The sequence below is a fragment of the Robiginitalea marina genome, assembly GCF_024006985.1.
Lineage (GTDB): Bacteria > Bacteroidota > Bacteroidia > Flavobacteriales > Flavobacteriaceae > Robiginitalea > Robiginitalea marina.
In genome coordinates this window covers 139,359-153,296 of record NZ_JAMXIB010000002.1, presented here as the reverse complement: position 1 = coordinate 153,296, position 13,938 = coordinate 139,359, and the positions used below count along the sequence as shown (strand labels likewise).

The 13,938-nt window shown below is 49.5% G+C and carries 18 protein-coding genes; 1 reads left to right on the top strand and 17 read right to left on the bottom strand.

The genetic code is table 11. From position 1 onward, the window contains the following. Window positions 1–91: 91 nt before the first annotated feature. The 4 genes from NG653_RS03490 to NG653_RS03475 form a co-directional block, all read right to left on the bottom strand. Complete coding sequence (locus NG653_RS03490) at window positions 92–478, bottom strand: DUF302 domain-containing protein (RefSeq protein WP_252740279.1); 387 nt, start codon at window positions 476–478, stop codon at window positions 92–94. 136 nt (window positions 479–614) lie between these two features. After that, the gene (gene hemG, locus NG653_RS03485; protein ID WP_252740278.1) at window positions 615–1,142 is read right to left on the bottom strand and encodes a menaquinone-dependent protoporphyrinogen IX dehydrogenase; all 528 of its coding nucleotides are present in this window, start codon (window positions 1,140–1,142) and stop codon (window positions 615–617) included. 30 nt (window positions 1,143–1,172) lie between these two features. Continuing rightward, the gene (locus NG653_RS03480) at window positions 1,173–2,255 is read right to left on the bottom strand and encodes a 3-oxoacyl-ACP synthase III family protein (protein WP_252740277.1); all 1,083 of its coding nucleotides are present in this window, start codon (window positions 2,253–2,255) and stop codon (window positions 1,173–1,175) included. A 103-nt stretch (window positions 2,256–2,358) separates the two neighbouring features. Continuing rightward, window positions 2,359–3,300 carry an aldo/keto reductase gene (locus NG653_RS03475; protein ID WP_252740276.1) on the bottom strand — a complete coding sequence of 314 codons (942 nt, stop codon included), beginning with the start codon at window positions 3,298–3,300 and terminating at the stop codon, window positions 2,359–2,361. A 268-nt stretch (window positions 3,301–3,568) separates the two neighbouring features. On the opposite strand from NG653_RS03475, the gene NG653_RS03470 reads away from it, so the two are divergent. After that, on the top strand, window positions 3,569–4,174 hold the full coding sequence (locus NG653_RS03470; protein WP_252740275.1) for an MCP four helix bundle domain-containing protein: 606 nt from the start codon (window positions 3,569–3,571) through the stop codon (window positions 4,172–4,174). Between the two features lie 136 nt (window positions 4,175–4,310). Here NG653_RS03470 and NG653_RS03465 read toward each other — a convergent pair whose 3' ends face one another. The 13 genes from NG653_RS03465 to NG653_RS03405 all read right to left on the bottom strand — a co-directional run bounded on the left by NG653_RS03465 (window position 4,311) and on the right by NG653_RS03405 (window position 13,812). Beyond that, window positions 4,311–4,712 carry a CBS domain-containing protein gene (locus NG653_RS03465; protein WP_252740274.1) on the bottom strand — a complete coding sequence of 134 codons (402 nt, stop codon included), beginning with the start codon at window positions 4,710–4,712 and terminating at the stop codon, window positions 4,311–4,313. 18 nt (window positions 4,713–4,730) lie between these two features. Beyond that, window positions 4,731–5,078, bottom strand: coding sequence for a P-II family nitrogen regulator (locus tag NG653_RS03460; protein ID WP_252740273.1), 348 nt, complete (start codon window positions 5,076–5,078; stop codon window positions 4,731–4,733). After that, window positions 5,075–5,845 carry a DUF1538 domain-containing protein gene (locus NG653_RS03455; protein WP_252740272.1) on the bottom strand — a complete coding sequence of 257 codons (771 nt, stop codon included), beginning with the start codon at window positions 5,843–5,845 and terminating at the stop codon, window positions 5,075–5,077. Before NG653_RS03455 ends, NG653_RS03460 begins: the two co-directional genes overlap by 4 nt. Before the next feature lie 13 nt (window positions 5,846–5,858). Next, the gene (locus NG653_RS03450) at window positions 5,859–6,602 is read right to left on the bottom strand and encodes a DUF1538 domain-containing protein (protein WP_252740271.1); all 744 of its coding nucleotides are present in this window, start codon (window positions 6,600–6,602) and stop codon (window positions 5,859–5,861) included. A 137-nt stretch (window positions 6,603–6,739) separates the two neighbouring features. After that, a complete protein-coding gene (locus NG653_RS03445; protein WP_252740270.1) occupies window positions 6,740–7,258 on the bottom strand; it encodes a RidA family protein in 519 nt (172 codons plus the stop codon). A 217-nt stretch (window positions 7,259–7,475) separates the two neighbouring features. Continuing rightward, entirely contained in the window at window positions 7,476–8,333 is an 858-nt protein-coding gene (locus NG653_RS03440; RefSeq protein ID WP_252740269.1) for a glycoside hydrolase family 16 protein, read from the bottom strand. Window positions 8,334–8,816: 483 nt separating this feature from the next. After that, entirely contained in the window at window positions 8,817–9,287 is a 471-nt protein-coding gene (locus NG653_RS03435) for a YybH family protein (protein WP_252740268.1), read from the bottom strand. A 153-nt stretch (window positions 9,288–9,440) separates the two neighbouring features. Continuing rightward, window positions 9,441–10,022: a hypothetical protein gene (locus NG653_RS03430; protein ID WP_252740267.1), complete on the bottom strand. Its 582-nt coding sequence runs from the start codon at window positions 10,020–10,022 to the stop codon at window positions 9,441–9,443. Between the two features lie 618 nt (window positions 10,023–10,640). Continuing rightward, window positions 10,641–11,387, bottom strand: a complete 747-nt coding sequence (locus tag NG653_RS03425) for a CPBP family intramembrane glutamic endopeptidase (RefSeq protein ID WP_252740266.1) — start codon at window positions 11,385–11,387, stop codon at window positions 10,641–10,643. 188 nt (window positions 11,388–11,575) lie between these two features. Then, window positions 11,576–11,935 (bottom strand): bleomycin resistance protein, encoded by a 360-nt coding sequence (locus NG653_RS03420; RefSeq protein WP_252740265.1) that lies wholly within the window; start codon window positions 11,933–11,935, stop codon window positions 11,576–11,578. Between the two features lie 404 nt (window positions 11,936–12,339). After that, on the bottom strand, window positions 12,340–12,879 hold the full coding sequence (locus NG653_RS03415) for a DinB family protein (RefSeq protein WP_252740264.1): 540 nt from the start codon (window positions 12,877–12,879) through the stop codon (window positions 12,340–12,342). 386 nt (window positions 12,880–13,265) lie between these two features. Next, the gene (locus NG653_RS03410; protein WP_252740263.1) at window positions 13,266–13,568 is read right to left on the bottom strand and encodes a type II toxin-antitoxin system RelE/ParE family toxin; all 303 of its coding nucleotides are present in this window, start codon (window positions 13,566–13,568) and stop codon (window positions 13,266–13,268) included. Next, a complete protein-coding gene (locus tag NG653_RS03405) occupies window positions 13,561–13,812 on the bottom strand; it encodes a type II toxin-antitoxin system ParD family antitoxin (protein WP_252740517.1) in 252 nt (83 codons plus the stop codon). The genes NG653_RS03410 and NG653_RS03405 overlap by 8 nt, the downstream gene beginning before the upstream one ends. Window positions 13,813–13,938: the final 126 nt, after the last annotated feature.

The following is a 13,938-nucleotide window of genomic DNA, read 5'->3' as shown; positions in this document are numbered from 1 at the left end:
AATCCCTGTTGGGCAGCAGGAATCTTTGTTCCGGCTTTTATTTAATCGTGGCCAGGGGCGCCACCTCTGGGAAGGATAACAGCACTTCCCATCAGAGCCGGTCGATGACAGCCTTGAGTTTCTCGCGCACTTCCAGGGCAAGGGGTTCCAGCGAGCTGTTTTCTACGGCACTCATGGAAGCCACGGGGTCCACCGCTGCGACTTCCACGCCGCCTGATACTTGCTGAACGATGACATTGCAGGGCAACATGGCCCCTATCTTGTCCTCTGCGGAAAGGGCCCGGAAGGCGTAATGCGGGTTGCAGGCCCCCAGGATCCGGTAGGGCCTGAAGTCTTCGTTGAGTTTTTTCTTCATGGTGGCCCTGACATCGATTTCCGTCAGCACCCCGAAGCCTTCTTCTTTCAGGGCTTCCGTGACGTTCAGGATGGCCTCCTCGAAGTTTGTGTTTTTAAGGGTTTTTGCGAAATAATAGTTCATGGCACATGGGTTTAGGAGGTATGAAGGTCGTACAATTTTCCGACCCTGGCCGTAACCAGGGTTACATAAGGGGGTCGATAAAAAAGCCGCATGAATACACGGGGGCGGTAAGGAATCCGCCCATCCGCAGGCCGGGTTACAGGGTGCTTAAGCGCTCGCCAAAGGCTTCCACCTTGTTCCAGTCGGTGTATTCCTGAACGGTTTTGGGGTCGGTGGGCCCCTTGGTCATCCACATGATCAGGCGGATCATGGTGCGGTCGAAAAAGGAATATTTGGGATATTCCAGCATCCCGGCAAAGGTTTCCACCATATCGGGCCTCCAGGAAATATTCTTAAAAAACTTGACCACGTAGGGGTTCGTCTCCGGGCTGCTTTTTTCGGGTTTCCTGGCCACCAGGTTGACCGAGAAAAAGGCAGTGCGTTTGGTTTCGAGCTGTTCTTTCTGCGCAGTCACCAGTTCGACGATTTTTTTGTGGTGCACCCCGTAGCGGATGCTGGCCCCGATGATGACCCGGGAGTATTCCTCCAGGTCCCCGTTGAATGCCTCAATGGAAATCAGTTCCACCGGCTGGTCGTGGGCCAGCAGGACCTCCTGTAGTTTCTTGCAGATCTTCAGGGTGTGTCCGTCTACTGAAGCATAGATCATCGCCGTTTTGTCGCTCATAAGCAATGGAATGGATTTAACGGGTTCGGCTTACATCCGGTACACCATGGCATTGATGTTCATCCCGGCCCCGACGGAGGCAAACACCACCAGGTCTCCCGGGCGCAGTTCATGCCCGGGCAATTCACCTTGCTGAATGAGGTCGAGCAGGGTGGGAAGGGTGGCCACGGAAGAATTGCCCAACCAGGAAATGGTCATGGGCATAACGCCTTCCGGAGCCTCTTCAATCCCATAGAGGGAATACAACCTTTTGAGGATGGCATCGTCCATTTTGCCATTGGCCTGGTGGATGAGCACCTTCTTGACCTTTTCAATGGGGGTATTGCTTTTTTCAAGGCAGTCTTTGATCGCCTGGGGCACATGTTCCAGGGCATACTGGTACAGTTTCCGCCCGTTCATTTTCAAATAGAGGTTATCCCCTTCGGGCGCGCAACGGTTATAGGAAGGACCCATAAACAGCATTTTGGAATAGTGGAGGGTGTCGGAACGGGTCTTGTGGGCCAGGATCCCCATAGGTTCTTCTCCGCTTCGGGCTTCCATGACCACAGCGCCTGCCCCGTCGGAATAGATCATGGTATCCCGGTCGTGCGGGTCGATGATCCTCGACAGCGACTCTGCCCCGATCACCAGGGCCCTTTTCGCATCCCCGGACCGGAGGTAATAATTCGCCTGTATGACCCCTTCCAACCATCCCGGGCATCCGAAAATCATGTCATAGGCAACCGCACCGGGGTTTTCAATCCCCAGCAGGTGCTTTACCCTTGAGGCCAGGCTGGGCACGATGTCGATCCGGTTGGAGCCTTTGCGGACATCCCCGAAGTTGTGGGCCACAATAATGTAGTCCAGGGTTTCCCGGTCTATCCCGGCAGCGGTGATGGCGGCTTCCGCTGCTAATGCCGCCATATCGGAAGTGTTCAGGTCATCTGCTATATACCGCCTTTCGGCAATTGTGGTAATGTCCTGAAACTTCTCGATAATTTCCCGGTTGGGCTTCTCCGACTTTCGGTCAGGGCCTTCATAAAACTGATGGGAAAGGAAGGCTTCGTTGCCTACCTCCCTTGAGGGAACGTAGCACCCTGTTCCGGTGATGATACTGTAAATTGACGCTGACATAGGTTGGTTTTGATGAAGAGGCTGGCAGCCCAAGGTTAAAGATACGGTCAACGATTGACTTTTATGGCCTTTTGTCCTAAAAATTGCCTTCCCGGGCGGCCTGCTACCAGGGCAGTTTAAGGGGGGCCACTTCCCGGAGGTAGAACTCCTCCAGGCTTTTGACCGCTTCCCGGGAAAGTGGGTGCTCCGCGCTGCTTACGTTGCTCGTTAGCTGTGCAATACTGACATTCCCCGGAATCACGGTGGAAACGGCATCGTATGCCAGGCAAAATGCAATGGCCTGCTGTGCCAGGTTTCCTTTGGGCTGGAGGATATCTTTGACCCGCCCCACAAGGCGTGCCCGGGTTTGAATATCTTCCCCTGACCAACGGCTCCTGATATCATCAAAAGTACTGTTCCCATGGTACTTGCCACTCAGCCATCCGGAATCGAGCGGGATTTTGACAATGATGCCCACCCCTTTTTCTTTAGCCCTGTCGAAGGCCCCGGCAATATCCTGGTGCAGGATATTGAAAAAAGCTTCCACCACACGGGCGTTCGTGGTCTCCATGAGCAACCGCATTTCGGCTTCGGTGTCCAGGGAGGCCCCGTAGGCCCTGATTTTGCCTTCTTCCTGCAACCGTTCGAGGATTTCGTAATGGTCGTTTTGGGCGCCATCCAGCAGCTCTGAGGGCGGGTTATGGATCAGGAGGGAATCCACGTAGTCTACCTGCAGCCTTCGAAGGCTTCCCTCCAGGGAAGTGCGGATCGATCCCGGGCTGAAATCCAGGGTGCCGGAATCGGTATGCCCGAATTTGGTGCTGATTGCGATCCGGCTGCGGTCGACGCCCTTCAGCGCCTTTCCCAACCGTTCTTCCCCCGTGCCATGGCCGTAGTTCGGGGCGGTATCAAAAAAGTTGATCCCCAGATCCAGGGCTTTTTCAACGATTTCAATGGCCTCCTTTTCCGAAAGGCTCTTCCAGCCGGAAGCCTGTCCGAGTTGCCAGGCCCCCAGGCCGATTTCAGAAACCCGGGGGGTATTTTCAGTGTACATCCGATAGTTCATAGTCGAAAGGCTTTTGTTCCGGAGCATCCGGCCAGGATGCCATAAAAGTTAAGGTTTCGGTAAGGCCCCTTGATCAAAGGCGTCCTTATTGTACTAAAAGTAGGGAATTCCTTCTAAGATGAAAACCCCTGGGCCATGTTCAGACGGCTTACGGCCATTTCCTGGGGGCACAAAAATATCCAGGCGATTATCGCACCCTTTGCCAAAAAACAGGAACGGCGTTTTTCGTATCTTTCCGGAGGTTCATTTTTTAAGAAATATTCTGGATATGGCATTTTACGATAAAATAAAATGGGTCCTGGGGATCCTGATCATATTCGTGCTCATAGTCACCACCAACCTGATCGACCGAAATAATTTCCTGCGGGTCAGGGATTCCGTGGCCACTGTTTATGAAGACCGGTTGGTAGCCAATGACCTTATTTTCGAAATCACCCGGGCGGTGCATCAAAAGGAGCTGGCGGCAGTGGAGGCCGATTCACTGTTTTTTCTTGAGCGCAATGGCCAGGCCAATACCGCGATAACCGAATGGGTGACGAAGTTCGGGCAAACAAAACTCACCCCTGAGGAAGCGGGCGTCTTCGCGTCATTGAAGGGAAACCTTGAAGCGTTAAAGGACTCCGAAACCACTTATGTCCAGGCGGGTTTCACCCAAAACCAGGAGCTTTTGGCGCACCTTTCCCGGGCCAGGGAGAACCTGTACAAACTGTCAAAAATCCAGCTGCAGGAAGGAGGCCGGCAAATTGGCATCAGTAAAAAGGCCATCGACTCTGTGGAATTGTTTACCCAAATCGAAATTTACTTCCTGATCTTCCTGGCCATCGTGATCCAGGTTATCGTGATCTACCAACCCAGGAAAAGGGGACCTGCTTAGAGCAGGCCCATACAATCGGGTGTCCCGCCCGAAACCCGGATCCGGGTTTGGTAAAGGGGCAGGGTTGCAAGGATTTGATCCCTGCCCTGTCAGCTGCCGCGCATACCTTCGTATGCCGGAAGGCGTCTGAAAGCCTTCAGAACAACACGTTGTTCAGGATAATGGTAGACAGCGAGATCATGCCGATCAGGGAGCCATTTTCTTCCACCGGGGCTTCCCAGATATCGAGGCGGATAAAGAGCCGGGCCACATAGCGCACGTCCATGTCGGCAGGCACCGTTATGGTGGGTTTTACCATGATTTCGAAGACGTTCACCTCCTGCGAAGTCCGGTCGGGGATGATCACCCCGTTGATCAGGTCACGAATCGTTACAATACCGAAGGCGTCATTCTCATTGCGCTTTTTAACAATGAGGGCGTCCACCTTTTCCTGGCGCATCAGGTCCACGGCCTCTTTGGCCGTGGCCAGACCATCGATGAAAATGATATTCTTACTCATCATTTCACGGGCGCTTTGATAGTTGCGGGAAGGAATCATGGGTTTGGGTTTTTGAGTTTATAAATATTCATCCCTGGCCTGGTCCCGGAAGATGCCCATCTGGCTTTCCAGGCCTACGGCGTGTTCAATGGGAAGTACAAAGGCAATGCCTGTGCCGGGTTTCTTGAAGTCGCATTTGGTGTTGATCACCTCGAGGAATTTCATCACCATATGTTCCTCTACCAAAAAGGTCACAATGTCTGTCTTGTCTTCTATGGTCAGGCCAAAAAAGGTCTTTCCTTCCCGCACCCCGGTGCCCCGGGCGGGGATGATGGTTGCTCCGGTGGCGCCCTCCTCCTTCATGGTATCGACCAGGGTATCGGTCAGGTGGGGCTTCACATAGGCCATTATCAATTTGAATCTCATGAGTACTTGGTTTTTGTGTTTCTGAAATGCATGAATTGGGCATAGGCCAGCACACTGATGATCGGGAACAGGCTGGCAAAGGCGATCAGGCCGAACCCGTCGATGGCCGGGTTGCTCCCGGGCACGGAGGTGGAAAGGCCAATGCCCAGTGCCGCTACAATGGGTACGGTGACCGTGGAGGTGGTTACCCCCCCGGAATCATAGGCTAGGGCGACCATGGGTTTGGGGGCAAAAAATGTTTGCACCACCACAACGCAATATCCGAGTAAGATATAGATATAAAGGGGGGTGCCGCTTACGATTCGATAGGCCCCCAGGGCCAGGGCAAAGGCCACCCCGAGGGCAACAGTGACCCGCAGGCCCCACTGGCTGATGGTGCCGGAGGAGACCTCGCTGGCCTTTAGCGCCACCGCGATCAGGGAGGGCTCTGCGATGGTAGTGGAAAAGCCGATAAGGAAAGCAAAAAGATAGATCCAGTAATAGGACCACCACGGGGCCGATTCCCCGTCAGCAACCCCTATAAAAGCCGGGGAAGATAACTGGCCTGCCATGATATCCCCCAGGGGGAAGAGCGCTTTTTCAAGGCCCAGCAGGAAAAAGGCCAGCCCGAGGATGACATAGATCCCGCCGATAAGCACCTGCTTTAAATGGGGGATGGGTTGCCTGAGCACCACCAGTTGAAAGAAGAGGATGATGGCGGCAATGGGGACCACATCCAGCAGGGTGCTGAGCAAGATGTTTATAAAGTCGGTAAAAAGTCCGCTCATTTTTTAAGCGCGTTTAGAACCAGAATAATCCGTAAATCATCACAAACATCATTGGCAGCAGGGAGGCAAAAGCCACCAGGCCAAAGCCGTCGGTCAGGGGACTCCGCCCCTTGATACTGGTAGACAGCCCCACCCCCAGGGCCGTAACCAGGGGAACCGTGATCGTGGAAGTAGTAACCCCCCCGGCGTCATAGGCCAGGCCGATGATTTCCTCCGGGGCGATGGTGGTAATGATCATTACCAGGATGTACCCCCCTATGATCAGGTAATAAATCGGCCAGCCCTTGAGGATCCGGATGACCCCGATCAGGATGGCGAACCCCACCGACGCGGCCACCGACAGGCGCAGCCCCAGGGAATACCGTTCAACCACCTCCGGGTTCGGGTCGAGCAGCCCGGCGTCTGCGGCAATGGTCCCGGCCTGTTTCGCAATTGCGATAAGGGCGGGTTCGGCCACCGTGGTGGAGAAGCCCAGCAGGAAGGAAAACAGCAACAGCCAGAACAGGCTTCCTTTTTTGGTAAGGGCGTATGCCATGGCATCCCCTATGGGGAAAAGGCTCATTTCCAGGCCTTCTATAAAAAGGAACAACCCCAGTACCACAAACAGGGTTCCCACGGCGATTTCGCCGGCTTCCGGGAAGGGTTGCCGGATAACCAGGGTTTGGAAAAAGACCACTACCAGCGCAATCGGGACCAGGTCAGTAACCGCTGACCAGAGCTTTTTCAGCAGGGGGTGTTTGGAAAGGGTTGCAATCATTTTGGCTGCCTGACGAATTGGTTGCGATCCTTCAGGGGGAATTGCGGGCCGACCCATGGGGTACCCGGCCAATCCTTTCCGGAGGACACCCTAAAGATACTCATATCCGGTTCATATCAGGGGGTGCTTTTGGTCCATTATTCCGCTTTATGCACTTCCAGTTCTATTTCGATCATCAATTCCGGCAGGGCCAGTTCCTTTACCCCGATCCAGGAACCCGTGGGGAAGTGTTTGGTGTAAATTTCATTTCGATACACCGATTTTTCAAGGAACAGGGGCATATGGGTGGTAAAAATATTTTCCACCACCACATCGTCAAAAGTGCACCCATAGTGGGTAAGGATCTTTTCCAGGTCGGCGTAGCAGTTTTTCATTTGCTGTTCCAAATCGCCGATCGCAGTCGGGTTTCCTGCATCGTCCATACTTACCGCCCCGGAAATTTTAATGCTGTTCCCGATTTTAACAGCGTGCGAATACCCGTAGGCCTTTTCCACTTCAGGCCGCAGCAGGAAGTATTCCGGTTTTTCCGGGGCAACGACCACCTCTTTTTCAATTTCCCGGGATTCTTCCCCCTGCTGCTGCCGGCAGCTTTGGATGACCAAAGGCATGGCGATAGCCAGCAGCAATAAGGGCAGTTGGTTCTGTGTTTTTTTCATAATATGAATTGGTTATGCCGGCTGTCTTCGGGGTTCGGCTTTCCCGTTTGGTTTAGCTGTTCCAATTTTTGGGCGGGAGGCCCCGGGGGCGGCTTCCGCCAAAACCGGAGGCGGTCTTAAAACCTCATGTTTGGGCTTTAAATCAGCACTTTTAAGGCATGTCCTGATTCCGGTTTTCTACAAAGGTTTTGTAGGGGTTACTGTACAGAACAGCCGGTCACTTTCTGAATTCATGTTTTACCCAGTCTACTTCCATAACCCATTCCCCCTCCATGGGGGAGTCAGTGATTTTGGCGTAGTTTAAAATCGCAAACATAGGCTCGGGATACTTATCGCCTTCCCCTTCATTGCGGTAGACCTCCTCTCCATCCAGGCGATAGACCAGGTCGCTGCCTTCCCATTCCACGGAGTATTCGTGGAATTCATTCAGTGTTGCCGGAAAATTCCTCCTTTTGCTTTCCCAGTCGCCCTTGTCACACTCCCCTAAACTGACGATGGCCCCGGTGGTAAAGGCATCTTTCATGTGGTCCCCATGATGTTCGAAAATATCGATTTCCCCCGAACCGGTCATAGGCCAGCAGATATTCTCGTCGGCTTCCTGCACCGGGGGCTCGTTATTTTGTGCGCCGAGCAACCACCAGGCCGGGAACATGCTCGCCTCTCCATTGCCGGACAACCTGAGGCGGGCTGTCCACCTGCCCTTGATGAATTCCTTTCGGTTTTTCGAACAGATACGGCCGGCCACATATTCGGTGTCGGGGTGCTGGTTGCCGTGTTTGTCAAAATTGTCGCAGGGACGCTTTTCCCCAATGTTGACCACTTTGATCTTCAGGGTGCCGTCGCTGACTTCACGGGTCCCGAATTCCCCATCGGGCACATAGCAATGGTTCTCATTGTTCACCCAAATACGCTGGTCCTGCCAGTTCTCCGGGTTAAACGCGTCAAAATCATCGAAAAAATCGATTTCCCAGGTACTGGCTGTTTCCTGCATCGCCTTATTTTTTTGATTGCCTTCTTTACAGCCAAAAACCAATACCAGGAGTACAGGCAGTAAAATGATTATGGTCTGTTTCATGCTCTATGGATAAGTGTTATTCTTCAAGTTCCCTGTCAACCATGGAAATTATGGGTAGGCATTGTTTTCCGGGTGTATTGCAGTCCAATTTAGGAAATTTCTTTAAGCGGTTGGGCATCCGAAACAGGACATAACCCCGATCCTATAGGCCATTTGAATTTTCCTTTTTTGGTTACGTAGCGTTTTCTCATCCTCAAGATTCCTCTTCGCCGGGAATTTTTTTTTGCTCCCGGTCTTAAAATTGCCTTTCATGTTCAATTCGCTTCTCCTGGGAATACGGGTTAATCGGAGGGGTAGGAGGGGGTTTCTACCCTGCAAAGACGTTATATTGGGCATAATTGAGGCATCCTTAAAGGCCACGGGGGTTAATGGAAAGAATCTTACAGTCCCGAAACTATCAGCAAAAGGGGCTATTGGCCGGTACGAAGTACGGGTCGCCCGCATCCGTTATCATAGGCCCCCAAAAAAGTAGGTTCAGCCAATTCAGAACCCTTCAAGTTGCCTTTGATATTCCCCGGCGTCATACGTTCCGATTGACTTTTGGACAAGTCCCTGATCGTTCATCGTCCATTCCTCAAATCCGCTAAAATCTACTTTGTTTCCTGTTCCTCCAGGGCCGGTATTGGTGCCTTTAAAAGTCCAGTAATACCGGTAAGTCTTCTCCCCGACGTTTAAACTGTCCATAGACAATTCCATATCAGGAAAGGCCTCCATATAGGACCTGGCAGTTTCTGCTATCTGTTTTCTTCCAACAGCTGGTTTTCCATTATTTACAGCCAGCATTCCGTCCTCCGCATAAAATGACGCCATTTTCTCCGGTTGTTTACTGTTCCAGGCATCGGTATAGTTTTGACCAAATTCGACCATTTTATCGTATTCGGAATTTCCAGGTTTACATCCTGTTATGATCACTAAGGATATTGAAATCATTGTTGCTCTAGAGAATTTTGTCATCGTATTGTCTTTTCTGTTAAAATTGGTTCAAATGGCCCCTGGTACGACATCGGGGCCTTTGCAGCGGGAGGTTTCGCCGGAAATGGTTCACAGCGAACCACGCCCGGGCTCAGTAGTTTCTCAGGGGTTATTTATTTTAATGAAATGTAGGAATTAATTTGTAGAAAAGGGCCGGCCGATGGGTTTAGGCATTGTTAGGCACTGGCGGTATAAGGTGACGTCCTGAAAAAATCTCATTCCGACAACCCTGTCATTTAAATCAAAATGAATGTTTAAAATGGCATCTGAATTTCCCCAAACCCTTATTTTTTTTCTTTTTTTGGTGTCTATAAGGAAGGTTTTTTCCACTTTTTCCCGAGAGTCTCCGACTTCAAGCCCGAAGATGTTGACTCCCCTTTCTCTTAAATAGGCCTCAGAGAGGAAGCAATGTCCGGCCCAGATTTCATTTTTGCAATACGCAAGGGAGAAATCTTCACAGCCAAATCCTGAGAGAATCCCCCCTGGACCTCCCCTCAATCCTTTATCCGGAACTCCTAATGCCTCGAGGTATTTTTCAAAGTCAATTCCTCGTTGGTTGGGATACCATTTTCGGTGAAATCTGTTTTTGAACAAAAGGTTATGGAATCTGCCGGTGGGCTTGCGGATTGCGTGTTTCCCTCCTCCAGTCCAAACCCATTTATCCAAAATGGGAAAAGGGTGATGAATAAAAGCGATCTTGGTTTCGAAATGGACCATTTCATAGCGCAGCGGTCTGGGCTCTGGTTTGCGTGCCCGCCGACAGGAGGGGCGCCCGGACATCCGAGCCCTCCGTCTTGTTATACGCTAAAATACAAAGTAAACCAGACCCTGGCCGGAATGAACTATAGCCGTTTTGGTAATCCCGAGTTCCGGACTTCTGATTTCCGATGAAGGCAAAGATATCAGGTATTTGTTTTTAATCGGTAATGCGGTATTTGAAAGGACTCTGCAATTCCATTTTATGAACGATAAGCCCCAATCATGACCACTTTATTTCAAGCAAACGTTTAGTCAAATAAACCTGGCCAGAGATAGTCCTTAATCATTAGGAATATAAAAATGCCAACTCCAATACAAACAAAAAACACCCAACTCTTTCTTTGTTGTTTCATATGACTGCTTTCTTCAAATTATAAGATCCAATGCCTTTCAGTATGAATGCTAACATTCCTGTATTGCCTTCAGTTACGGTTTTTAAGTTACTGTTTTTCGGATAAGCATTGCCGCCCGCGGTTCAGAGTGTACCCGTTTATGCCTGCCCTGAGCCCAGCAGAAGTATAGTCAAATCCACCGTAATTGCGGTTATACATTCTTAGCGGCTGCGGTTTTATCCTTTTAAAGTAGATAAAATATAGAATAAATCATTCCCAAGTTAAATCCTGCGTGACAAAAAATTGCTCCCAGTAATGAACCAGTTAGCTTTTTTGCTCTAAAGAAAATAATGCTCACAAGGAACATACTTAATACCCAAATCATTGCAGGGATAAGATAAAAATTCCAAACACCATTAGCGAAAACCAATCCGAAATGGGCAATATGCGTCAAGGCAAAAGCAAGGCTATCTACATTGGAAGCTTTTCTTTCTCCAATTGATTTCGCAAAACTACCGTGGACGATACCTCTAAAAAATAATTCTTCTCCAATCGGGCTGAAAATCATCCCTGTTGTAGCCATAATCGAGAACAAAATGAGTTTGTTATTTCCGGCTATCCCTTCAGGGATATTGTAAGAATTTCCAATGTATTCATACCAATTCTGGTAAGAACCTCCATACAGTTCTTTTCCTATGAAGAAAAGAAAAAGGCTGAATGCGATCCCAGGGATTAATGACAAAACTAAACCCGCAATACTCTTAGGCTTCTTAATTCCAATCCTCTTTCGTCCATATTTGTTTAAAAAGATGAAAGGGACAAACGCAGAAACGAACATAATTGCACCAATAGGTCCATAGTTCCCAGTTTGATTTGCTTGCAGAACCAAAATAAATCTTGGAATACATATCAAGGCAATTAAAAAAAACCCAAATTTCCAATCGAATTTGAAGAATTTATCCCAAAATGGTTTTAATTCGGTTTCAGTCATTGTTTAGGCGATATGTTTCGCAATAGCCGCCAAAGGCCCTGGGCACGCCACCTTTGGCCAGCTGGTTTCGCGCCACGGGAGGCGCCGGAAAAGACCCCGTCTGGGTGAGTAGGCGCCCGGTTTTGGCGGCGAGCCCCCCCCTTCAGGTAGCCCACAGCCAATCACCGCCTGGGCAAGTGGTTTTAATATTATTTCAAACTCTGGCCAAAGGTCAAAAGGTTATGGTCCGGGTCAAGCACTGAAAATTCCTTCTGGCCCCAGGGTTTGATTTCCAAGGGCCCATTCGGATGAATGGGTGTCCTTTTATCCAACAGGAATTTATAAAACGCTTCGATATTATCGGTGCGAATATAAACCTGACCATAATTTTCATGCGGGTCAAGGGTTTTAAATTCAAAGAAATGAATTTGAATTTGGTCTTTCTGCATCATCAAATAGCCTTCAAAGTCAGCACTCCCAAATTCTTCAAACCCTAACCGGGTTGCGTAAAATTCGCGCGTCACGTGTTTGTTGCGCATAGGCAATTTAGGATGGATCTCTGTGAGCATAAATTTGTGGCTTTAACGTTTGAAAACAACTTCTTTTGTTAACCAATTCGGTTGGGAATTTATCTCAAATTTCATTTCGTTTTTTTTAAATGACTGCCAGCGTTTTTGGCTATGCCCCCAGGGCGCTTTCAGCGGAAGGTTTCGCCGGAGATGGTTTGTTAGCGGAACCCTGCAGGACGGGGCAGTTTCCCGGGTTGGTTTGATGCCGATTAAAGGTAGATAATATCGGGGGAAGCAGGTATGCCTGCAAGGAGGCCTGTTGATTATTGGCTCCTTTAAGTGCCGTTTTAGGCTATGCAACAGAAAAACCTGGGGTGAGGCAATGGTCCTGTTTCGAAAAGTGATTCTTCAATATGCCCCAGGGGTCCGATTCGCAGAAGTGGAATAAGGCGTATCGCTTGGTTTTATTTGACCAACTCTTTTTTGATTTCCGCAATTTGGGCATAATGTCGGTCTATGTGAAACCTTATGAATTCAAGCCTTTGATGTGCATTTAAGGGTCCGCATAGAAAATGGGGGTAAATAACCTCATCCAAAGGGAGGTTTTCAAGGGGTGCCCTCAAATGGTGCAGTAAATCATCGCAATTCATAAAATGCGACAACCAAACCCCCAGGGTCCATTTTCCCGTGGGTGTCGCTGATTCCGGGGCTTGCTCTTTTGGTTTCCAGGTTTTCTTCACGATCGCTTCTATCGTTAATCCTTCGTTCTCAGATGGCCCCGACCATACCGGGTTGCCCGTGCGATAACGTTCTGCCGCCGTGAAAATCAGGTCGAAACCGCCCCTTTCCGCCAAAACCAGATGCTCAATTACTTCCTGTATATTCCATCTGTCGGGTTCCACCCGCAAGCTTCCCTGCCCGGCTGATACCCCGGCCACCAACTCAACGATCTTATGACGCGAGGCTCTTATGTCAGTAAGCAAGGAGTCAATCCTGGTCTTCATTGTCAGTTTTTTGATTTTTAAAAATTAACGTTTTTTGTCCAGCACTCAGTGGTCCGATTTTTAGGGGAGGTTACACTACTCTGGTCAGTTTTCGGCTTTCCCGTTTATTATTTCTCAATTGAGTTTGTCATAATGAAGCACAATGGTCCTGGGCATGTACCGTTCCGAGGGCTTGTTTTGCACCACGGGCGGCGTCGGGATCCTTAGAGTGCCTGGCGTCTCCTCGATGAGGACTTAAGCAATTTCAGAATGGTGCCTAAAGGATGGCGTGCAAAAAAAAAGCCTGGCGACGGGTGTTTCCAGTTGTTAATCGGAGATCAAGTTAGGAAAATAGTTTGAGTTGGGAAGGTTGCCGGAATGGGGGCATACCCCATGTTAGTTGCTGTTTATACTTCCCAGAATCTTACTTTCAGATCCATTCTTCCGTGAAGGATCCTAGTGATTTCTATTAATCCTGGATTAATTCTGCGATAGAAGACCAGATGCCTGCTCACATGGAATCCGAGTAGGCCCTTTGCAATACCCTCATAGTCTTTTCCTATTGCAGGATTTTCAGCCAGATCATGAAAACAATCGATAAGACCCTGATAATACTTATCTGCTTGACCTTCGGACCATTCGTCAATGGTGTAGTTCCAGATTTCGGACAAGTCTTCAACGGCCCTGTTGGTTAGGTAATAATTACCCATTTAGCCGTCTTTTGGACTTTAGCGAATCCAAGTGTTTTTTTGGATCAAAATCCTTTGCCATACCGCTATTGATACCCTCATCTATTGCATTTTTGAGCGCGGTTACCTTTGACTCTTCTTCCTCGAGAAGTCGAAGGCCTGCTCGAATAACCTCGCTTACATTTTTATACCTGCCTTCTGAGATGCGTTGATGTACAAAATCGTCGAAGTAGTTGCCCAGGGAAATGGAAGTGTTTTTACTCATTAGAATGCATTTAGTATAAATATACCAAAAATTGGTAAAAAAACCAATAGCACTTAACGTTTCGGCCATGAGTAGTTGCGTGGTTTAGCACTTAACTTAGCACGTATGCACCAAACTGACACGAGC